The sequence below is a fragment of the Pseudofrankia saprophytica genome (assembly GCF_000235425.2).
Lineage (GTDB): Bacteria > Actinomycetota > Actinomycetes > Frankiales > Frankiaceae > Pseudofrankia > Pseudofrankia saprophytica.
Map to the genome: position 1 here is coordinate 6,726,553 of NZ_KI912266.1, position 20,516 is coordinate 6,747,068.

Consider the following 20,516-nt stretch of genomic DNA (forward strand, 5'->3'; position numbering starts at 1 on the left):
ACCGGCGGGCGGTCATCGGTCGCCGCCCGTCGGGCGCGGGTCGTCGAGCGAGGCCAGCAGCGCGGTGGCCCGCGGCGCCTGCAGCGGGGAGAAGTGCGGGTCGAGGTCGAGCGCGGCCCGCAGGTCGACGACGGCGGCGTCACGCTGGCCGAGGGCCGCCTCGATGACGCCGACGTGGTAGCGGAACAGCGCTCGTGGCGTGCCGAGCGCGACGGCGGAGCGCGCATAGCCGAGCGCTTCGCCGTCGCGGCCGAGCCGGTGCAGAGCCCAGGCGTGGGCGTCGTCGACGAACACGCCGGCGCGGCGCGGCTGGGCGGGAGTGAGCGCGGCCAGCGCCGCCGCCGGGTCGCCGTGGTCGGCCTCGAACAACGCGAGCTCCACGTCGACGTCGACGCCCTGCGCGCGGAACAGGGCCGCGGTCGCCCGGGCGAGCGTGTACTGCTCCTGGGCCTCGGGCAGCCGGCCCAGCGACTCGAGCAGTTCGCCGTACTCGATGACGAGCGCCGGCTGCGGCGAGCGGCCGACGGCCGCCCGGTAGTCGGCCAACGCCGCGTCGGTCTGCCCGCGGGCGGCGGCGACGCGCGCCCGGCCGGCGAGCAGCGGGGCCGACACCGGGTCGGCGGCGAGGCCTCGGCGGTAGGCGTCATCGGCGCCGGCCAGATCACCGGTGTCGCGGGCGAGCTCGCCAAGGTGCAGCCAGGCGAAGGCGGCGTCGGCCGGCGAGGTGGCGTCGACCAGCAACCGCCGCAGCGTCTGCCTGGCGGGTTCGACCTCGCCGCGCAGCTCGAAGGCATAGGACGCCCTGGCCAGCGACGACACGTCCGGGCGTAGGTCGACCATCCGCTGCACCGCCTGCCAGGCCTCGGGGTAGCGGCCCAGCTCGACGAGCGCGTCGGCGCGCACGCCCTGGGCGGGTGCGCTGAACTCGTTGACGGCGATCGCGGCGTCGGCGAGGCGCAGCGCCGCCGGGAAGTCGTGCCGGGCGGCGGCCAGCGATGCCTGTCCGGCGAGCGCGAGGTCGTTGCCGCCGGGGTGGACCCGCAACGACTGGGCGAAGGCGTTCTCGGCCCGCGGGTAGGAGGTCGGGTCCCCGGTGACCCTCGCCTGCTCCACGTAGGCGGCGCCGAGCGCCGCCCAGCCCGGCCAGTCTCCGGGCAGGGTGCGCAGCCGCGCGGTCAGCGCGTCGATCTGACGGCCGACCTGGGCCGCCGGATCGGCGCTTCGCCCGCTGGCGGCGGCGCTGTCCCCTGCCGCCCGCCGGCCATCGCCGCCGGTCGGGCCCCAGCCCACCAGCACCGCGGCGGTTGCCGCCCCGGCCAGCACGGCCACGGTGAGCGCGGCGCCGACTGCGGCGCGGCCTGCTCGTCGTCTCATCGTTCGCCCCTTGACGTCCGCGACGGTGGCCGTCGGGCGCGAGTTGGCCCGGCCGGCCAGCCGACGGTTGCCGACGGTCTGCCGATTGCTTCTTCGGCGCCGAGCCGGTCGTGGACCGGTCACCTGACGTGTCAGCCACGCGACACGGCGCATCCACCGACGCGCACCCATCCGCGCCATGACCGGCCTCGAACAGCCCTTGCGAGGCCGGCGAAGAGCCGGCCCGGCGACCCTTCGAGGTGATCCGTGAACCGACAGGCAACCGACCGCGATGTTTCCCCCGATCCACGCCCCCGTTCTCGCCCGCGGCGCGACCCGCGGCGCCGCCTGGCGGGTGTCGCCGCGCTCGCCCTGGGCGTGGCGTCCGCCGTCGTCGCGACCCCGCTCGCCGGCCAGGCGTCCAGCCACCGGGAGGCGCCGCTGATCGCCGCCGACCCGACCGTGGACAACACGGACACCTATGCGTTCGTGAGCCCGGACGCGCCGGACACGGTGACCCTGGTGGCCAACTGGTCACCGTTCTCCGAGCCGGCCGGCGGCCCGAACTTCTTCCCGTTCGCGACCGACGCCCGTTACAACCTGCACGTCGACGCGGACGGCGACGCGAAGGCGGACTCGACCTACCGGTGGACGTTCACGTCCCACTACAAGAACCCGAACACGTTCCTGTACAACACCGGCTCGGTCACGGCGTTGAACGATCCGGACCTGAACTTCACCCAGACGTACAAGCTGGAGCTGGTCCGAGGCGGGAAGACCACGGTGCTGGCCGACAACGTGCCAGTGGCGCCGTCGAACGTCGGTGTCGCCTCGATGCCGGACTACGCGAAGCTGCGGTCCGACGCGGTACGCACCCTGCCCGGCGGCCTGAAGACCTTCGCTGGCCAGGCCGACGACCCGTTCTTCCTGGACCTGCGGGTGTTCGACCTGCTCTACGGCGGTAACGCGACGGAGATCGGGAAGGACACCCTCGCCGGATACAACGTGAACTCGATCGTGCTGCAGGTGCCGAAGAAGGACCTGGCGCTGAAGGGTGACCCGGCCCGAAACCCGGTGATCGGGGCCTGGAGCACCACCGACCGGCGCAGCCTGCGCGTCCTGCCCGGCACAGGCGGGAACGGCCAGCCGGCGAGCGGTGGCGGCTGGTCGCAGGTGTCCCGGCTCGGCTCGCCGCTCGTCAACGAGGTGGTCGTCCCGGTCGGGCAGAAGGACCGGTTCAACAACTCCAACCCGGACCGCGACGCACAGTTCCTGCGCTACGTCACCAACCCGGAGCTACCCAAGCTGATCGAGGCCATCTACCACGTCCCCGCGCCGAAGGAGCCGCGCAATGACCTGGTCGCGGCCTTCCTGACCGGGGTGAGCAAGGCGAACCTCGGCGTCGACCTGAACGCGCACACGCTGAACAAGGACGCCACCCCAAGCAGGATCGTCCCCTATGAGGCGCTGCGGCTGAACATGTCGGTCCCGCCGACGGCGCACCCGCATCGGCTTGGCGTGGTCGGCGGTGACACCGCCGGGTTCCCGAACGGGCGGCGGCTGACCGACGACGTCGTCGACATCGAGCTGCAGGCCGTCCAGGGCGTCCTGCTGCCGAACCCGCCGGCGGCGGCCAAGGCTCTCGGCGACGCGGTGAACGCCAACAACGTGCCCTTCGCCGCCGCGTTCCCCTACGTCGCCCTGCCCACTCCCGGCTCCCGCTGACCCGCGGCTGAGCCACCGCGGGCCTCATCGCGACACCGGACAGGGCCGCGACGCCACAGCGTCGCGGCCCTCGTTCCGGTCATGGACCGAAGGTGTGACCTGGTCGTCGTTCGTCGTTCGTCACGCGTCGCGGAAACGGAGGAGCAGCGCGCCGGTGAGGAGGGCCGCGGCGGCCCAGGCAGCGAGCACTCCCAGGCCGGACCACGGCGCGATGGGCAGGGCACTCAGGTTTGTGGTGGCCTGGATCTCCAGGCCGGCGGTCATGGGGCTGAGCTGCTCGATACGGCGTTGCCAGTGGGGGTTGGCGGTGGCCGCCGCGATGATCGGGAACAGGTACAGCAGGCCGAGGACGACGCCGATCGCGACGGCGGAGTCCCGGACGGCCGCTGCGACACCCAGAGCCAGCAGCGCAACCAGCTCCAGGTAGAGGATCGATCCGCCAGCGGCTCGCAGGACCGACCCGTCCGTCAGGGTCAGCGCCGTGAAACCGTGCGACGGGCCCAGGCCATGGCCGGGCAGCAGCAGCCCGCCGGCCAGCACCGAGCCGAGGACCCCCGCGGTCGCGGCGACCAGGACCGGGACCGTGACCGTGACGGCCTTCGCGGCCAGCAGCGTCAGCCGGCCGGGAACCGCCGTCAGGGTCACCCGGATCAGGCCGGTGCCGTACTCGGCACCGACGGCCGTCGTGGCGAGGACGGCGACCACCGCCTGGCCGAGCTGGACACCCGTGAGGCTCAGCTTCGCGGTGTCGACGGGGCATTCGCCGCCCGGCCTGCAGTGGGTGGCGGCCGCCGCCGCCACGCTGACCGCGATGGTCAGCACGGCGGCGGCGACGAGCAACCAGCCGGGCCCGGCTACGGTCCGCTGCTTGGTCCACTCCGCGCGCAACGCGCGCCGGCCGGTGAGCCAGGCATCTCGCGGCGATGGCCGCTGGTCCTGAGCCGTCAGGACCGGTGCCGTCGCCGTCATGCGTCGCGCCGGCGCAGCAGGACGTACGCGACGGCCAACGCGGCCACGGCGTAGCCACACAGAACGGCGAAGCCGGCCCACGGCGAGAGCGGGAAATAGGCCGGCGGCGAGTACTCGGCCGTGACCTGGGCATAGCGCGGGATGCTCTGCTCGATCGCGAAGCCGGCGGCCGGGGTGACCCGCAGAACCCATTCGCGGGCCTCGACGGGCAGCGCGGGTACCACGCCCAGCAGGTAGGGCAGCACGATCCCGACGACGACGGCGGCGACCGCGCCGGCGCCGCGCCGCAGGATCACCCCGACGGCGAGGGCGAGGACCGCGCAGACGGCGACGAGCAGCGCGGTCCCGACGATCACCCGTACCTCGGTCGGTCCGCTGACGGGCAGCACGTACGACCCCTCGTCGCGGGAGATCCGCGTGCCCATCAGGACCGCGATGGCGACCGCCACCAGCGCGGCGGCGAACGTGGCCGCGCCGATCACGACCGCCTTCGCGGCCAGCACCCGGCCCCGGTTCGGCATCGCGGCCAGGGTGACGCGGACCAGGCCGCGCCGGTACTCGGCGGTCGCGAACATCGCGGCGACGACGACCAGCGTGATCAGCCCGAGGAAGACGCCCGCGAGATGGTCCTCGACCGCCGCGGTCGGGGCGGGGCTGCTGCTCATGCCGGGCACCGCCGGCGCGATGTCGCCGGCCCCGGTGACCGTGATCTGGTCGCCGGCCCGCTCGTAGGAGCCCCGCTGATCGCCGCCCGGCCCCGCCCTCGGTGTGCCGGCGCCGATGCCGGCCCCAGCGCCGTCGCCAGTCCCAGCGCCGTCGCGGTCGCCGGCGATGGCCTGGCCGGTCCAGTCCGTGCCTGGCGTCGCGCCGGACAGGGAGACGTGGTCGAACGTGCCGGTCGCCGTGCTCGAGGTGCCGATCGCGGACGAACCGCCGAAGGACTCGGTGACGACCAGGACGCCGGGTGAGGTGGCGAACAGCCCGACCTGGACCGTCGCCGGCAGGCCGGCCAGGTGGGCGGTGGCCACCTTGGTCCAGGTGACGCCGTCGGCCGAGTCGTAGCCGGTGACCGTGTCGCCGGTGCGGGTGAGCCGCAGCCAGTGCGGTGACGCGGCGGCGACCTCGCCGGGCAGGCCGGCGGCGTCGTGGGTGTAGTTCCACTGCATCCGGGTGCCGTGGCCGCCGGTGGCCGTCATCGCGGCGTAGGCCGACCCGGGGGTCGTGCTCGCCTTGATGATGATGCCGGCCTTGGACCAGGGCTGGGTCGCGTCGACCTCGTCGGCCTGCTGCCCCGGGCTCGCCGGGGCGGTGGGAGGCGCCGAGTACTGGCCGGTCAGTGCGGTCATCCGGACGGTGATCCCGCCGTCTCCGGCGAGCGGCTGGCGCACGAAGTAGAAGGAGTCGGTGACCGCCTGGCCGCCCGGCCCGGTGGGCAGCGGCTGGTAGCAGTCCCGGCCGGATCCCTGTTCGCAGGAGATCGTGCTGTGGACGGCGAACAGCCCGATCACGTCGATGAGCGCGGCGCCGATCAGGAGGGCGAGGACCCAGCCGCGCAGCGTTCGGAACTTGGTCCATTCGGCCCGCAGTAGCCAGCCGAACGTGGACCGCCCATGCGGCCTGGCCGGCGTGGCGACGGGCGGCGACAGCGTGTCGGTCATCGGGTCAGGTCCCTTTCCGTCGCGTCCGCCGGGACGGCCGGCGTCGGGACTGCGGACGTTGGGACGACGGACGTTGGGACGACGGGCGTTGGGGACGCGGGCCGCGCGGCGTACTCGACGGACTCGCGGGTGAGGTCCAGGTAGGCCCGTTCGAGGCTGGCCTGCTCGGCGGCGACCTCGGCGAACGGGACACCGGCCGCGCTCAGCGCCGCGACGACCTCGGCGGCCCGAAGACCGGCGATGGTCAGCGTCTCCGCGCCCGTGGGCATCACCGACGCGCCCGCGCGTTCGAGCGCCACCGCCGCCGCCGGCGGGGCGCTCGTGCGCAGCCGGACCCTGTTTCCGGCCGCGGCCGCGAGCAGCGCCGCCGTGGACGTGTCCGCGATCAGCCGGCCGCGCCCGACGATGAGCAGGTGGTCGGCGGTGTCCTGCAGCTCGCCCATCAGATGGCTGGAGACCAGCACGGTCCGGCCGTCGGCCGCGAGCCCCCGCAGGAAGCCGCGCATCCACACGATCCCCTCGGGATCCATCCCGTTGAACGGCTCGTCGAACATCAGCACCGGCGGGTCGCCGAGCAGCGCCGCGGCGATCCCGAGCCGCTGGCGCATCCCCAGCGAGTAGCCCCCGGCCTTGCGCCGCGCCGCGCTGGCGAGGCCGACGAGGTCGAGCACCTCGTCGACGCGGCGACCGGTGAGGCCCTGCGAGTGGGCCAGCCAGAGCAGGTGGTTGCGGGCGCTGCGCCCCGGCTGCGGCGCCGCGGCGTCCAGCAGCGACCCGACGTGGCTCAGCGGGCGCGGCAGGGTCGCGTACCGCCGGCCGCCGACCAGCGCGGTGCCGGCGTCGGGTGCGTCCAGGCCGACGATCACCCGCATCGTCGTGGACTTGCCGGCCCCGTTGGGGCCGACGAACCCGGTGACCCGGCCGGGCGACACCGTGAACGTCATCCCGTCCAACGCTGTCGTCGACCCGAACCGTTTACGCAGGCTGTCGACCTCAATGCTTGTTCCCATCCGAGTAGCCCTCCCATGCCGTATGCCGTCGGTGGCATGACGGGGTTCTATGGAGCGGGCACTGACATGGGCCGAACGGCGACCGTTATCTCGCTGTTAGGGCCGGTCGGCCATCGTGGGCGGTCGGGGCCGCAGGCGGCGCAGGAGGCGACGATGATCCGGGTACGCCGCACCGTGCGGCTGCGGCTGACGGCGCTGTACAGCGGGCTGTTCGTGGTCTCGGCGATCGTGCTGCTGGCGATCACCAACGGCGTCGGTTCCTCGTCGTCGGCCACGGTCGCCGTGTCGATCTCCCCTGACAGATCCGTCCCGCCGACACAGGAGGCTGCCACCCAGGCCGTTTCCCACGGCTACCTGCTCGGGTCGGCTGTCGCCCTGGCGGTGATGGCGGTCGCGTCGCTCGTGGTCGGCTGGGTCGCCGCCGGTCGGGTGCTGCGCCCGCTGCGGGTGATCACGGCGGCCACCCGGCGGATCTCCGCCGACAGCCTGCACGAGCGGCTCGCCATGACCCGCCCAGATGGCGAGCTCAAGGACCTCTCCGACACCATCGACGCCCTGCTGGAACGCCTTGACGGCGCGTTCACCGCGCAGCGCCGCTTCGTGGCCAACGCCTCTCACGAGCTGCGCACCCCGCTGGCGACCGTCCGCGCGCTCGTCGACGTCGCCGCGGCCAAACCGGGCCCGGTCCCAGCCGAGACGCTCCTGCTCGCCGACCGGGTACGCGTCGAGCTCGACCGGGTCGACGAGCTGCTCGACGGGCTGCTCGCGCTCGCCCGCGGCCAGCACGGGGAGCTGCCCGACCGGGCGACCGTCTCCCTCGACGCGGCCGTCTCGGCGCGACTCGCCCCGCGCGCCGACGCGATTGGCGGCGCCGGCCTGGTGCTGCATCGCGTCCACAGCCTCGACGACGCCTGGGTCGTCGCCAGCCAGCCGCTGCTGTGCCGAATGATCGACAACCTGCTCGACAACGCGATCCGGCACAACCATGACGGAGGCTGGATCGGCGTCACCACCGCCGTGTCCGGCACGACTGCCCGGCTGGTCGTCGAGAACGGCGGCGACGTGCTGGACCAGGCGCAGGTAGCCGAGCTGGCCCAGCCGTTCCGCCGGCTCGGCGTCGAACGGACCGGTTCGGACGCCGCCGGCGCCGGGCTCGGCCTGTCGATCGTCGCCGCGATCACGGCGGCGCACGGCGGCACGCTCGAGCTGCGTGCCCGGGGCGACGGCGGCCTGCTGGTCATCGTCGCGCTGCCGCGGGTGGCCGCGCCAGGCCCGGCGGCCGCGGCGTGAGGGTCCTGGTCGTCGAGGACGCGCGCCGGCTCGCCGCCGTGCTCGTCGAAGGGCTGCGCGACCAGGCGATCGCCGCCGACGTCGCGCACGACGGCCTGGAGGCCGCCGCCAAGCTCGCCGCCACCAGCTACGACGTGGTCGTCCTCGACCGGGACCTGCCCGGCATCCACGGTGACACCCTCTGCCAGCTGATCCTGCAACGCGCCGAGCGGGCGATGGTGCTGATGCTCACCGCCGCGGACTCGCCCGTCGACCGGGTCAGCGGCCTGTCGATCGGTGCCGACGACTACCTCACCAAGCCGTTCCACTTCCCCGAGCTGGTGCTGCGCATCCGCGCGCTCGCGCGCCGCCGGCCCACCGTCCAGCCGGCGACGCTGCGAGCCGCCGGCCTCGAGCTCGACACGATCCGCCGGACCGTCACCCGCGACGGCCGCCCCCTCGACCTGTCCGTCAAGGAGTTCGCGGTCCTGGAGGCGCTGCTACGGGCCAGCCCCGCGTATCTGAGCGCCGAGGACCTCCTCGAACAGGTCTGGGACGAGCACGCCGACCCGTTCACCAACACCGTCCTCGTCACGATCGGCCGCCTGCGCCGCAAGCTCGGCGACCCCCCGGTCATCACCACCACCCCCCGCGTCGGCTACCGGATCGCCGCCGGGGACGGGGCCGGTGACTGACGACAGCGACCACACGGCGGTCATCGCCGGATCGTGCCGGCTCGTGATCAGCTGCGATGCCGGGCCTTCGCCGGCCCGGACAGGTCTGCGCGGGAGGCTCCGTCGTCTCCTCCGCCCAGACCCACTGGACGCACGGGTCGGATGGCAGACCACTAGTGGTGGTGCCCCGGATGGCGCCCGGTGGCCGAGGTCCGCGCGCGGGCTACGCGAAACGATCGCCGCCGAGCTCGGCGCCGACCAGGTTCCCGCCGAGCCAGCCCGCTTCAAGCCCCACGTCAGCGTCACCTACGGCAATGCCACCCCGCCGCCACCGAGGTCATCCGCAGGTTGACCGACCTTCTCCAGCTCCCGTCCATCGAGGTCCCGGTAGCCAGCGTGAGCCTGCTCGAACTCCGCCGCGAACGCCACACCTGCCGCTGGACCACCCGCCACGCTGCCACCTTCACCAACCGGTAGAAGGTCCGCCGCCACCCGAGGCCCGCACGTTGCCGAAAATCTCGTTCTGAGATCAGGTGGCTTCGCCGCGCCGCGTGCCGGCTGCGCGGCGCCGGCACGCTGTGCTCGCCGGCGCGTCGCAGACCCCGATTCGATGGAGCTAGTATTGCGTCCATTCGTGCCAGGGGAGCCCGGGGAACAGACTGTTGGAAGACACGAGAGAGCCCGACCAGGTTGGACCAGTGGATCTAACCTCAGCAAACTCCACAGAAACACGGTGGGACTATTTTGTCTCGTATACAAAAGAGGATCTGGCGTGGGCCGAGTGGATCGCCTGGAATATTGAGTCGACCGACAACAGCGTCCTACTTCAAGCATGGGATGTAGTTCCCGGCAGTCACTGGGCCACGGCGATGCAAGAGGCAATGGCAAAGTCGGATAGAACTATTGCCGTTGTGTCGAGGAACTACCTTGCGTCGGCCTACGGGCGCGTCGAGTGGCAGGCGGCCTTCAGCAAGGATCCCGCCGGGTTCAATCGCAAACTTGTTCCAATTCGGATAGATCGGTGCGATCTCCCCGGCGTACTAGGACAGGTCGTTCACCTTGACCTGTGCGGACTTACCGAAGAAAGTGCTCGAAGTACACTTATTACCAAACTTCGCGCGATTCGAACCGGTCGGGCGAAGCCTAGCGATCCGCCGATATTCCCGGGGCTCTCAAGTTCCCATGAAAGCAGTGAGAATACGAGCATCCTCGCTGCCGCAGGATCAGTATCCGCGAACCAGGTCCACACCATTGGATTCACATCCGACGGTCGGCGGCTAGTTGCCGGCTACCGCGATGGCACGTTCGCATCATGGGTGAGGGGTTACCGAAAAGACAAAGTCGCATGGCTGGAGAAGACCGGAGTTCAGATACCCTCCTTCGACTACACGTCCGATATTGTCGCGATTGCCGGTACGCAAAAATTTGTCGCCAACAGTGAAGAAAACGATGTCTGCCTGATCGACTTTGAGGGCGTTGGAGCTCCGAGGGTGCAGCGCAGTTTCATCCCTGTGACGTGGGCTCAAAACATATCGATCTCCGCCGACGGCACGCTGCTTGGCGCATCAGGGGAAAGGCCTTCTCTCTGGAACATAGAAGATCTCTCCAAACCCAGGCTAATTTTCCAGCTGGCGGAAGCGCCGGAGGTAGAATCCAGGGCCAGGTACATCGACGCGGCCGTGTCCCCGAGTGGCCGGCTATTTTGCTACGCCGACCACGAGGGCGCCATCAATGTGTCAAATATTGCATATAATTCAGTGCACAGCGCACGATGCTTCCGCCCAGCCCGGCCGGATGACGACGTTCCACACATTGTTTTTTCGGCCGACTCGGATAGGTATCTTTTTATCGCGAACTGCAAGGAACTTGAGATCTGGGCGTCCCATGGTCAAAATCCTCAGAGCGTGGGTGCTCTAAAATCCACCGTCGGCGACATTCTCCATGTCGCCTCCTCCCCGAGATCACCTCTGCTGGCAATCTCAGGATACAACGGATTTCAGATATGGGAATTTCGTAACCCCGCATCTCCCGTTCTTCGGTTTACCTTCGATTCTGACGATATGGTATGGTGCACCAGTTTCAGCCCCGATGGCACCCTTCTCGCAACATCCGACGTAGGTGTTGTGAGAAGTTGGAAAATCAATGAATGATCCAGCCGACGCAGGCTGACGGCGGTAAACAGGGCAGGGCTGTGACGGGAACGACGGGAGCAACCCGTTCAAGGGCGCCGGACTGGACCTGTCGAGACAGTGTCGACCCAGCGGGCAGCGGTCGCGGGCGGAGCGCGTCAGCGCAGGCCGCGGGCGAAGACGGGCGGACGGCGCTCGGTGAACGCCTTCACGGCCTCGAGATGGTCCGCGCTGCGGAAGGTGACCGCCTCCATGGCCAGCGCCATCTCGTAGATCCGGTCGACGCGGTCCTCCAGGTCCTTGTTGACCAGCCGCTTGGTGAAGCGCAGCGCGAGGGCGGCGCCCTTGGCGAGCCGGCGCGCGGTCGCGGTCGCCGCCGCCAGGACCTCGCCGGCCGGCACGGCGTGGTTGACCAGGCCGATGCGCTCCGCCTCGACGCCGGTGAGCAGGTCGCCGGTGAGCAGGTACTCCTTCGCCCGGTTCGCGCCGATCAGCATCGGCCACAGCACGACCCCGCCGTCGGCGGCCACGAGGCCCGCCTGCACGTGTGGGTCGCCGATCCGCGCCGTCTCGGAGATGTAGACGATGTCGCAGAACAGCGCGAGCGTCGCGCCGAGGCCGATCGCGTCGCCGTTCACGGCGGCGATCAGCGGCTGGCGCACGGCGAGGATGTTGCGGGCCATCGCGACCGCGTCGACGAACAGCTGGGAGAACCCGTCGTCATAGCCGGCGTCGTTGTTCGCAGCCATCTGGGTGAAGTCGCCGCCGGCGCAGAACCCGCGGCCCTCTCCGGTCAGCACGACGACCTCCGCCTCGGAGTCCGCGGCGATGCGCGCGTACAGCTCGATGAGCTCGCGGTGCATGACGTCGTTGATGGCGTTCCTGCGCTCGGGCCGCGCGAGCGTGACCAGCAGGACGCCGTCCGCCAGCTCGGTCCGGATCGTCGTCAGGCCGTACCTGTCCACCCCAGCCCCATCCCGGCGCCGGCCGCCCGCGCCACGCGGCGGCGGACCCTGGCGCCTGGTCGTCGTAACCCTCGGTCGTGACTCTGGCCGCGCGGCACCGTGCGGCACGGCACCGTGCGGTCCGGCGCGGGAGCGCCGTCAGCCGGCGGCGGCCACCGCCGGCGCGTCGTCGCCGTGCCCGAACAGCCCGCGCCTCTCGAACAGCTCGACGACGAGATCGCCCTGGCGGCCCATCATGTCGGCGTAGGCGGCGGCCGCGCCCTCGCCGTCCTGGCGCTCCACGCACCGCAGGATCGCCGCGGTGCCTACCAGCTCGACGTCGATCGATCCGGGCACGAGCTCGAAGAAGTTGCCCGGGATGATCCCCGACATCGCGCGCAGCAGCGGCGCCAGCCGCGGCGAGCGGGCCAGCTCGACGATCGTGGTGTGGAACTGCCGGTTGTGCCGCCAGACGGCGTAGGGGCGCGGGTCGGCGAGCAGCTCCCGGCGCTGGTCCACCAGCCTCGCGATGATCTCGGGCGTCTGGCGGGCGGCGGCGCGGCGGGCGGCGAAGCCGTAGAGCAGGCCGTACAGCTCGTAGTGGTCGCGGACGATGCTCTCGTCGATGGCGGCGATGAAGGTGCCGCGACGCGGCCGGACCGTCACCCAGCCCTCGTGCTTGAGGGTCAGCAGCGCCTCGCGCACCGGGATCCGGCTGATCCCGAGCGCCGCGGCGATGTCGTCCTGGGGCACGCGGTCTCCCTGGCGCAGCACGCCGTCGAAGACGAGCCGGCGCAGGTAGAGCACGGCCTCCTCGGCGACGGTCCGCTGGCCGCCGACGTCGTCCGGCGGCGGCAGGGCGATCCCGTCGGGGTCCCGCGTCGAAGGTGTCATCGCGCCGCCGTCCTCACCCGTGCCGCCCGCCGCACTCGACCGGTGAACCCGACGGCGACCATAAACGCATCATATATATTTGATCCGGTCGTGCCCAGTCCGACCGGGCACCTTCACCACCGACCGCCCGACCGACGGAGATCCCGACATGCGCCTGGACGACGTCGGCGAGGCCCGCCAGCCCACCCTCGGCAGACCGCTCGACGGCGTCCGGGTGCTCGCGCTGGAGCAGATGCAGGCGGTGCCGTCGGCCACGCTGCTGCTCGCCCGGCTCGGCGCGGACGTCGTCAAGGTCGAGCCGCTCGCGGGCGAGTCGGGCCGCGGGGCGCAGCCGGCCGTGACCGACCCGGCCGGGCGGCCGGCGGGCGCGACGTTCCTGCGCTACAACCTGGGCAAACGCGCCATCGCGCTCGACCTCAAGCGCGAGCGGGGTCGCGACCTGCTGCTGGAGCTGGCCGGGTCGTTCGACGTCGTCGCCGAGAACCTCGGGCCCGGCCGGGCGGACCGCCTCGGCGTCGGCTACGAGGCGATGGCGGCGCGCGACCCGCGGCTGATCTACCTGTCGGTGACCGGCTTCGGCGCGCGGGGAGACTCCCCGTACGCGTCCTGGCCGGCCTACGCCGCGGTGGCCGAGGCGATGTCGGGGATCTACGAGTACTCCCGCCGGCCACACCAGCCACCGGTGATCAACCCGGTGGGTGGCCTCGGCGACAACGGCTCGGGCCTGTACGGCGTCATCGGCGTCCTCGCCGCGCTGCGCCACCGGGACCGGACCGGCCTCGGCCAGCTCGTCGACGTGGCCATGTTCGACGCCATGGTGGCGATCTGCGACGTCGTCGCCAACTACTGGTCGCTGGGCATCCGCCCTGAGCCGGACACGGAGCGCCGCGCCCCCTACCTGGTCAACTCCTTCCGCGCCCGGGATGGCTGGTGCGTGGTCCAGCTGCTGCGCGACCACCAGTTCCCGCGCCTCGCCGAGCTGCTGGGGCACCCGGAGTGGCTGACGGACGACCGCTTCGCCACCCGCTGGGGCTGGCACGACCACTGGGCGGACGTGCTGTGCCCGGCGCTGGAGTCCTGGGCGGCGGACCGGTCCATGTTGTCCGCGGCCGGCGAGCTCGCCGCCGTCGGCGTCACCGCCGCGCCCTGCTTCGGTCCCGAGGACGTGGTGTCCGACCCGCACGTCACCGCGCGGCGCATGCTCGTCGAGATCCCCCGGACGGACGGGGTGGCCCAGCCGGTCCTGGTGGCCGGCAACCCGGTGAAGCTCTCCCGCGTGCCCGACGAGCCCGAGCCGGCGCCGCCGACGCTCGGCCAGCACACCGCCGAGCTGCTCACCGAGGTCCTGGGCCTCGACGCCGCCGCCATCGCCAGCCTCCACGAGGACGGCGTCATCGGCCTCGGCTGATCACGGCCGCAACGGCAGGTCGAAGAGGCGGATGGCGTTACCGCGGGCGATCTTGTGAATGTCGGCGGGGTCGAGGTGGCCGAACTGGGTGGCGGCGGCCTGGCGGCTGTGGGGCCAGGTGCCGTCCTGGTGGGGGTAGTCGGTCTCGAAGAGGATGTTGTCGACGCCGACGCGGTCGAGCAGCTCGATGCCGACCGAGTCCTTGAAGAAGCAGGCGTGGATCTGCCGGTAGTAGTAGGTCGACGGGCGTTCGGGGCACTTCAGCTGGGAGTTGCTCCAGCCGCGGTGGGTCTCCCAGACGTCGTCGATCCGCTCCAGCAGGTACGGGATCCAGCCGATCTGGCACTCCGCGTAGAGGAGCTTCAGGTCCGGCAGGCGGTCGAGGACGCCGGAGAAGGCGAAGTCGGTCAGGCTCGCGGCCGAGTTGCCGAAGATGATCGTCGCCGGGACGGCGTCGGGCGCGTCCGGTGAGGCCTGCGGCGTCTTCGTGCCCGAGCCGATGTGCATGCACAGCACGGTGCCGGTCTCGGCGCAGGCGCGGAAGAACGGGTCCCAGTAGCCGGTGTGGATGCTCGGCAGGCCCAGGTACGTGGGCAGCTCGGTGAACGCGACCGCCCGCACGCCACGGGCCGCGTTGCGTCGCACCTCGGCGGCGGCGAGCTCGGCGTCCCACAGCGGCACCAGGCACAGCGGCACCAGCCGGCCGCAGCCTCCACTACCGCTACTGCCGCCGCCGCACCACTCCTCCACCATCCAGTCGTTGTAGGCGCGCACGGACAGCAGCGCGAGATCGCGGTCCTTGCCCCACAGGAAGATCTGGCCGGCGAACCGCGGGTAGTTCGGGTAGCACAGCTGCGCCTCGACGCCGTTGAGCTCGTTGTCCGCGACCCGCGCGGCCGGGTCCCAGCAGCCGCGCCGCATCTCGTCGAAGGTCACGCCCGCCAGGCTGATCTCGTCGGCCGGGTAGCCGGCGGCCGCGATCAGTCGCTTCACCGAGTACCGGTGGTCCTCGTAGAACCACCAGGCGACCGGCGGGCCCTCCGTGCCCGGCTCCTCGATGTAGCTGCCGCCGTCGAGCTTCGGGCGCCCGGACGGGAGGTACCGGACGTGGGGCCCCGTCTCCCGGTAGCGCGCCGGCAGCCGCGAGGTCCACAGGTCCGGCGGCTCGACGACGTGCGCGTCCACGTCGATGATCATCGGGATCGCAGCGGCCCCCCGGCCGTCGCCGCCGGGATCGTCACGTCCGTCGGTCATCCGGGCTCCTCCCAGCACGCGACCAGCCAGCCGGCGACCAGGACCAGCCACGACCCGATCAGCCCACGATCTTGATCAGGCCATAGGCCTGGTCTGGTCGCGAGCTCGACCGCGAGCAATGATCGTATGTTTGATACATGATATTAGCGAGAGTGGTGAGCTCGCAATGGAGGAAGGCCGACCATGCTTGACCGACGGCTGCTCGCGCCGCATGCCCTGGCCACCTGGGCGGCGAGAACCCCGGACGCGCCAGCGCTGATCCACGTGGACGGCGCACGCCTGACCTACGCCGAGTTACTCGCCGAAAGCCACCGCTGGGCCACCTGCTTACGCGGGCTCGGAGTCGGCGCGGGCACCCACGTGGCGACGATGCTCCCCGACGGGTTCGATCCGCACCTGGCGATGCTCGGCCTGTCGTGGCTGCGCGCGGTCGAGGTCCCGCTCAACACCGCCTACGTCGGCCCGATGCTGCGGCACGCGCTGGCGGTGTCCGAGTCGACGGTCCTGATCACGACCAGCGCGATGCTGCCCCGGGTCGCGGCAGCCGCGGGCGCGGGCCCACGGGCGCTGCCGCTGCTCGCCACCGTGCTCCTCGCTGACGGCGCGGACGGTCTCGCTGACGACGCAGCCGGTCTCGATCGGGGCAGCGCCGGGTCGCTGCCATCCACTGTGGCGGTCGTCGACCTCGGCGCGGCGCTCGCCACCACCGAATCGGCGGCCGGTTTCGAGGGCCCAGCCGTGTCCGACGTCAGCAGCCTGCTGTTCACGTCCGGCACGACCGGCCCATCCAAGGCGGTGATCACTCCCTGGGGCCTGACCTACCAGATGTGGTCCTGGGTACCGGAGGACACGCTCGCCGCCGGGGAGGCGCTGTTCTCGGCCATGGCGCTGTTCCACAACTCCGGCCGGTCCGGCTTCAACTACGTGCTCGGCCGCGGCGGCTGCCTGGTGACGCGGCAGAAGTTCAGCGCCGCGCGGGTGTGGGACGACGTGCGCCGTCACGGCTGCGTCGCGCTCGCCCTCGTCGGCCCGCTGACCGCGCTGCTGCGCGCCGCGCCGCCCCGCCCGGATGACGCCGACAACCCGGTGCGCGGCGTCATCCTCGGCCCGATGATCCCGCGGATGGCCGACTTCGAGCGCCGCTTCGGCGTCCGGGTGGCGACCTGCTACGGCCAGACGGAGGTGGGCGCGCCGCTGGCCACCGGCTGGGACCACGGCCCGTGGGAGAACACCGGCACCCGCCGCGCGAGCTGGCCGGACTTCGAGGCGCGCGTCGTGGACGAGCGCGACGAGCCGGTCCCCGCCGGCCGGGTGGGCGAGCTCGTCGTGCGTGCCCGGGAGCCGTGGTCGCTGTGCCTCGGCTACCACGGGATGCCCGAGGCGACGGCCGAGGCCTGGCGCGGCGGCTGGTTCCACACCGGCGACGCGTTCCGCGCCGACGAGGCCGGCCACTACTACTTCGTCGACCGGCTGCGCGACACCATCCGCCGCCGCGGCGAGAACATCTCCTCGTTCGAGGTCGAGGCCGCGGTGGCGGCGCACCCCGGGGTGCGCGAGTGCGCCGCGGTGGCCGTGCGCACCGAGCTCGGCGACGACGAGGTCCTCGTCGCCGTCATCCCGACAGGCCCGGCGGACGCGGCAGGCCCAACGAACTCGACGGACCCGACAGACTTGGCGGACCCGGCGGCCGAGGGCTTCGACCCGGCCGGTCTGCTGGCGTTCCTCGACGGCCGGCTGCCCGCGTTCATGCTGCCGCGCTACGTCGACGTGGTCGCCGACCTGCCCCGCACCGAGACGACCGGCCGGGTCCGCAAGCACGAGCTGCGCGCCCGCGGCCTGCCCCCGACGGCCTGGGACCGGCTCGCCACCTCCCCCGCGTGACCCCGGCGGCGCCGCCTCGACGGCTACGACGGGCTACATCGGCAGGTAGACGTTCTTGGCGCGGACGAACTCGTCGAGGCCGGCGCGGCCGCCCTCCTTGCCGTACCCGCTGCGACCGAAGCCGCCGAACGGGGCGCTGGCGGGCAGCGCGGCGAAGCCACCCAGCGAGATGTAGCCGGCGTCGAGCCGGGCCGCGACCCGGTGGGCGCGGCGCAGGTCGGTGGTGTGGACGTAGCCGGCGAGGCCGTAGGGCGTGCCGTTGGCGAGCGCGACCGCCTCGTCCTCGTCGCGGAACGTCAGCACCGACAGGACCGGCCCGAAGACCTCCTCCTGGGCGATCTGGGCGGCCGGGTCGACGCGGTCGAGAATGGTCGGCGCGAGGAAGAAGCCATCGGCCAGCGCCGGGTCCGCCGACGCGTCCGCCGGGCCGCCGCCGAGCAGCAGCTCGCCGGCCGGCGTCGGCCCGGCGAGCGCCCGCCCGAGCATGCCGAGGATGCGGTCGCGCGCGGCGGCGCTGACAACCGGCCCGACGGCGGTCGCCGGGTCGAGCGGGTCGCCGACGGGCAGGGCGGCCGCGGTCACGACGGCCGTCGCCACCACCTGGTCGTGGACGGACTCGTGGACGATGAGCCGGGTCGGGAACACGCAGCCCTGACCGGCCATCCCCATGCACACCGTGCCGGCGAACCGGCCGGCCGCCGCGAGGTCCGCGTCGGGAAAGACGATGTTGCCGGACTTTCCGCCGAGCTCCAGGACGACCGGCTTGATGCTCTGGGCGGCGTCGGTGAGGATCGCGCGGGCGGCCCGCTGCCCACCGGTGAAGCTGATCTTGTCGACGCCCGGGTGGCGCACGAGCGCGGCTCCGGCCACCTCGTCGCCGGGGACGACGTTGACGACGCCGGCGGGCAGGCCGGCCTCCAGCGCCAGCTCACCGAACAGCAGGGACGAGAACGGCGCCAGCTCCATCGGCTTGACGACGACCGTGTTCCCGGCGGCCAGCGCCGCGCCCGCCTTGCGGGCGACCGACGAGATGCCGCCGTTCCAGGTCGAGATGATCCCGATGACGCCGTACGGCTCGGTGAGCGTGTAGTCGAACGCGTTCTCCGGGAAGATCGGGATGACCCGCCCCTCGAGCTTGTCCGCGTACCCGGCGTAGTACTCCAGGTAGTCCGCGGCCCGGCGGGGCAGCGCGGCCGCGGTCGCCGCCGGGACGGCGCACTCCAGGGTGAGCACGCCGCCGATCCGCTCGGCGTCTCGGCGCACCAGGGCCGCGAGCCGCAGCAGCGCGCCGCGCCGCCCGTCCGGCCGAAGGTCTCGCCAGCGCACGGCCGCGGCTCTCGCGGCGTCGACGGCGGCGCCGACCTGGCCGGGCCCGGCGAGGGTGACGGCCGCCTGCTCGCGGCCGGTCGCCGGGTTGACGTGCGCGTACGTCCCGGCGTCGCCGTCCGGGCGGTCGTCGCCGACGAGCAGCCGCCCCGGCGGCAGCAGTTCCTTCGCGAGAGCGGCGTGACGGTCCACGTCGACCGGCATCCATGCCTCCAGCAGAGCTCGATTCTGGTGGGAGTGCCGTCGATCCCGGTCAGAACGGGGACGGCAGGCGCTCCATCGGGACGGCGATGACGGTCGAGCAGTCGGCGGCGCAGGCGGCGCGCAGCACGGCGGGCAGGTCGGCGACGTCGTCTACCTGGACGCCCTCGGCGCCGAACGCCCGGGCGAGCGCCACCCAGTCGGGGTTGCGCAGCACGGTGCCGAGCTCGCGGCCCGCGTACTTCTCCCGCTGGTCGCGGTTGGAGTTGCCGTACGCGCCGTCGTCGAAGACCACGGTGACGGTGTGGATGCCGTGCTGGACGGCCGTCGCGAGCTCGTTGGACGTGAACAGGAACCCACCGTCGCCGACCACGGTGACGACGGGCCGGTCCGGCGCGGCGACCTTCGCGCCGAGCGCCGCCGGGTAGGCGAACCCGAGTGTGCCCATGTAGGAGGTGCTCAGGTACGTCCGCGGCTCGTACACCGGATACGCCAGGTGGCAGGCGTAGGCCACGGTCGTCGTGTCGGCGACGAGGATGCCGTCCGCCGGGATCCCGGCGCGCAGCGCGTCGACCAGCGCGAACTGCGGCCCGATCGCGTCGAGCTGGGCGCGCACCGCGCGCCGCGCCTCACCAGCCGCCGCCGCGCGGGCCGGGTCCAGCGGCCGGGCCGGGAGCAGCTCGGCGAGCGCGGCGAGCGCGAGCCGGGCGTCACCCGGCACCGCCATGGTCTGCTGGGCCGGCACGTTGCGCCCGAACGCCGCCGGGTCGGCATCCACGTGGACGACCTTCTGCCCGGGACGCGGGTTGATCCCCTGGACGCGGCTGCCCACGGCGAGGATCACGTCGGCGGACTCCAGCACCGGCCGCAGCCGCCGGTTCACCCAGGCCGTGCCGACGGACAGCGGGTGACGGTCGTCGATCGCGCCCTTGCCCTCCCGGGTCGTGACGACGGGGGCGGACAGCAGCTCGGCGACCCGGCGCAGCTCCTCGGCCGCCCCGGCGCCGACGACCCCGCCGCCGGCGAGCACCAGCGGCGCCGACGCGGCGGCGAGCACCGCTGCCGCCGCCTCCAGGTCCGCGGGATCCGGGACGACGGGCGCGGGGACGGCCGGCGCCAACGGCGGCGCCGCGGCGGTCGGCTCGGCGAACGCCTCCGGAGGGATCTCCACCTCGACCGGCCGCGGCACCCCGGCCAGCAGCTGGGTGAACGCCTCGTGCAGCGCGGGGGCGACGGCGTCCGCCTCGATCGCCCTGGCGGCCCACTTCGTCACCGGCCGGACGATGTCGAGCTGGTCGTGCACGTCGTGGAGCAGGCTCAGGCCGCGGCCGATGCCATGCCGGTTGATCTGCCCGGCCAGCAGGAGCACCGGCGAGCAGCAGGCGTAGGCGGTGGCCAGGCCCGAGGCGGCGTTGTAGACGCCGACGCCCGGGACCACCATCGCGACCCCGGGGCGCCCGGCCGTGCGGGCGTAGCCGTCGGCCATGTAGGTCGTCGCCTGCTCGTGCCGGGTGACGACGTAGCGGATCTCGGGGACGTCGACGAGCGCGTCGAGCGCCGCCATCAGCTGGTCGCCCGGCAGGCCGAAGATCACCTCGACGCCCTCGGCGCGCAGCTGCGCCGCCATCGCCGCGCCGCCGGTCATCGTCGCCGCGGGCGCCGCCGCCCGGTCGGTCACCGTCACGCCGCCCGTCACCGCCCCGCCAGTACCGATGTCGCCGCCGCCAGCGGCGGCCGCGGCGCCGGCGGATCGATTCCGGGCGGGCTCGCCTCTAGCGATCACCTCATGAATCATATATCTAATATGCAAAATGCGCGACC

General features: G+C 72.5%; 16 protein-coding genes. 6 read left to right on the top strand and 10 right to left on the bottom strand.

Annotated elements, in window-relative coordinates; translation table 11 throughout:
* Nucleotides 1–12: 12 nt before the first annotated feature.
* Nucleotides 13–1,374, bottom strand: a complete 1,362-nt coding sequence (locus tag FRCN3DRAFT_RS0228395; protein ID WP_035929934.1) for a tetratricopeptide repeat protein — start codon at nucleotides 1,372–1,374, stop codon at nucleotides 13–15.
* Between the two features lie 246 nt (nucleotides 1,375–1,620).
* On the opposite strand from FRCN3DRAFT_RS0228395, the gene FRCN3DRAFT_RS0228400 reads away from it, so the two are divergent.
* Nucleotides 1,621–3,078: a DUF4331 domain-containing protein gene (locus FRCN3DRAFT_RS0228400; protein WP_007513925.1), complete on the top strand. Its 1,458-nt coding sequence runs from the start codon at nucleotides 1,621–1,623 to the stop codon at nucleotides 3,076–3,078.
* A gap of 120 nt (nucleotides 3,079–3,198) precedes the next feature.
* Here FRCN3DRAFT_RS0228400 and FRCN3DRAFT_RS54380 read toward each other — a convergent pair whose 3' ends face one another.
* The 3 genes from FRCN3DRAFT_RS54380 to FRCN3DRAFT_RS0228415 are packed head-to-tail and all read right to left on the bottom strand — an operon-like array spanning nucleotide 3,199 to nucleotide 6,715.
* Nucleotides 3,199–4,047 carry a hypothetical protein gene (locus FRCN3DRAFT_RS54380; protein WP_007513927.1) on the bottom strand — a complete coding sequence of 283 codons (849 nt, stop codon included), beginning with the start codon at nucleotides 4,045–4,047 and terminating at the stop codon, nucleotides 3,199–3,201.
* Nucleotides 4,044–5,705, bottom strand: a complete 1,662-nt coding sequence (locus FRCN3DRAFT_RS0228410; RefSeq protein ID WP_007513929.1) for a DUF1349 domain-containing protein — start codon at nucleotides 5,703–5,705, stop codon at nucleotides 4,044–4,046. Before FRCN3DRAFT_RS0228410 ends, FRCN3DRAFT_RS54380 begins: the two co-directional genes overlap by 4 nt.
* Nucleotides 5,702–6,715 (bottom strand): ABC transporter ATP-binding protein, encoded by a 1,014-nt coding sequence (locus tag FRCN3DRAFT_RS0228415; protein ID WP_007513931.1) that lies wholly within the window; start codon nucleotides 6,713–6,715, stop codon nucleotides 5,702–5,704. Before FRCN3DRAFT_RS0228415 ends, FRCN3DRAFT_RS0228410 begins: the two co-directional genes overlap by 4 nt.
* A 153-nt stretch (nucleotides 6,716–6,868) precedes the next feature.
* Between FRCN3DRAFT_RS0228415 and FRCN3DRAFT_RS0228420 the strand changes: the two genes are divergently transcribed.
* Nucleotides 6,869–8,005, top strand: a complete 1,137-nt coding sequence (locus tag FRCN3DRAFT_RS0228420; protein WP_027141022.1) for a sensor histidine kinase — start codon at nucleotides 6,869–6,871, stop codon at nucleotides 8,003–8,005.
* Entirely contained in the window at nucleotides 8,002–8,679 is a 678-nt protein-coding gene (locus FRCN3DRAFT_RS0228425) for a response regulator transcription factor (RefSeq protein ID WP_007513935.1), read from the top strand. The genes FRCN3DRAFT_RS0228420 and FRCN3DRAFT_RS0228425 overlap by 4 nt, the downstream gene beginning before the upstream one ends.
* Nucleotides 8,680–8,964: 285 nt before the next feature.
* On the opposite strand, the gene FRCN3DRAFT_RS54385 is transcribed toward FRCN3DRAFT_RS0228425, so the two are convergent.
* Complete coding sequence (locus FRCN3DRAFT_RS54385; protein ID WP_157845271.1) at nucleotides 8,965–9,111, bottom strand: hypothetical protein; 147 nt, start codon at nucleotides 9,109–9,111, stop codon at nucleotides 8,965–8,967.
* A gap of 209 nt (nucleotides 9,112–9,320) precedes the next feature.
* On the opposite strand from FRCN3DRAFT_RS54385, the gene FRCN3DRAFT_RS51995 reads away from it, so the two are divergent.
* Nucleotides 9,321–10,808 (top strand): toll/interleukin-1 receptor domain-containing protein, encoded by a 1,488-nt coding sequence (locus FRCN3DRAFT_RS51995; RefSeq protein ID WP_232794180.1) that lies wholly within the window; start codon nucleotides 9,321–9,323, stop codon nucleotides 10,806–10,808.
* Nucleotides 10,809–10,945: 137 nt separating this feature from the next.
* Here FRCN3DRAFT_RS51995 and FRCN3DRAFT_RS0228435 read toward each other — a convergent pair whose 3' ends face one another.
* Together FRCN3DRAFT_RS0228435 and FRCN3DRAFT_RS0228440 are read right to left on the bottom strand one after the other, a co-directional pair.
* Nucleotides 10,946–11,752 carry an enoyl-CoA hydratase/isomerase family protein gene (locus FRCN3DRAFT_RS0228435; protein WP_007513939.1) on the bottom strand — a complete coding sequence of 269 codons (807 nt, stop codon included), beginning with the start codon at nucleotides 11,750–11,752 and terminating at the stop codon, nucleotides 10,946–10,948.
* Between the two features lie 138 nt (nucleotides 11,753–11,890).
* Entirely contained in the window at nucleotides 11,891–12,625 is a 735-nt protein-coding gene (locus tag FRCN3DRAFT_RS0228440; RefSeq protein ID WP_007513941.1) for a GntR family transcriptional regulator, read from the bottom strand.
* A 148-nt stretch (nucleotides 12,626–12,773) separates the two neighbouring features.
* On the opposite strand from FRCN3DRAFT_RS0228440, the gene FRCN3DRAFT_RS0228445 reads away from it, so the two are divergent.
* On the top strand, nucleotides 12,774–14,033 hold the full coding sequence (locus FRCN3DRAFT_RS0228445; RefSeq protein ID WP_007513942.1) for a CaiB/BaiF CoA transferase family protein: 1,260 nt from the start codon (nucleotides 12,774–12,776) through the stop codon (nucleotides 14,031–14,033).
* Here FRCN3DRAFT_RS0228445 and FRCN3DRAFT_RS0228450 read toward each other — a convergent pair whose 3' ends face one another.
* The gene (locus FRCN3DRAFT_RS0228450; protein ID WP_007513944.1) at nucleotides 14,034–15,287 is read right to left on the bottom strand and encodes an amidohydrolase family protein; all 1,254 of its coding nucleotides are present in this window, start codon (nucleotides 15,285–15,287) and stop codon (nucleotides 14,034–14,036) included. It abuts the gene before it with no gap.
* 183 nt (nucleotides 15,288–15,470) lie between these two features.
* Here FRCN3DRAFT_RS0228450 and FRCN3DRAFT_RS46790 point away from each other — a divergent pair, with 183 nt between their 5' ends.
* Nucleotides 15,471–17,168 (top strand): AMP-binding protein, encoded by a 1,698-nt coding sequence (locus tag FRCN3DRAFT_RS46790; RefSeq protein ID WP_007513945.1) that lies wholly within the window; start codon nucleotides 15,471–15,473, stop codon nucleotides 17,166–17,168.
* 33 nt (nucleotides 17,169–17,201) lie between these two features.
* Here the strand turns inward: FRCN3DRAFT_RS46790 and FRCN3DRAFT_RS0228460 are convergent, their stop codons facing one another.
* Nucleotides 17,202–18,698, bottom strand: a complete 1,497-nt coding sequence (locus tag FRCN3DRAFT_RS0228460; RefSeq protein ID WP_007513946.1) for an aldehyde dehydrogenase family protein — start codon at nucleotides 18,696–18,698, stop codon at nucleotides 17,202–17,204.
* A 49-nt stretch (nucleotides 18,699–18,747) separates the two neighbouring features.
* The gene (locus FRCN3DRAFT_RS0228465; protein ID WP_158072959.1) at nucleotides 18,748–20,478 is read right to left on the bottom strand and encodes a thiamine pyrophosphate-dependent enzyme; all 1,731 of its coding nucleotides are present in this window, start codon (nucleotides 20,476–20,478) and stop codon (nucleotides 18,748–18,750) included.
* Between the last annotated feature and the right edge of the window lie 38 nt (nucleotides 20,479–20,516).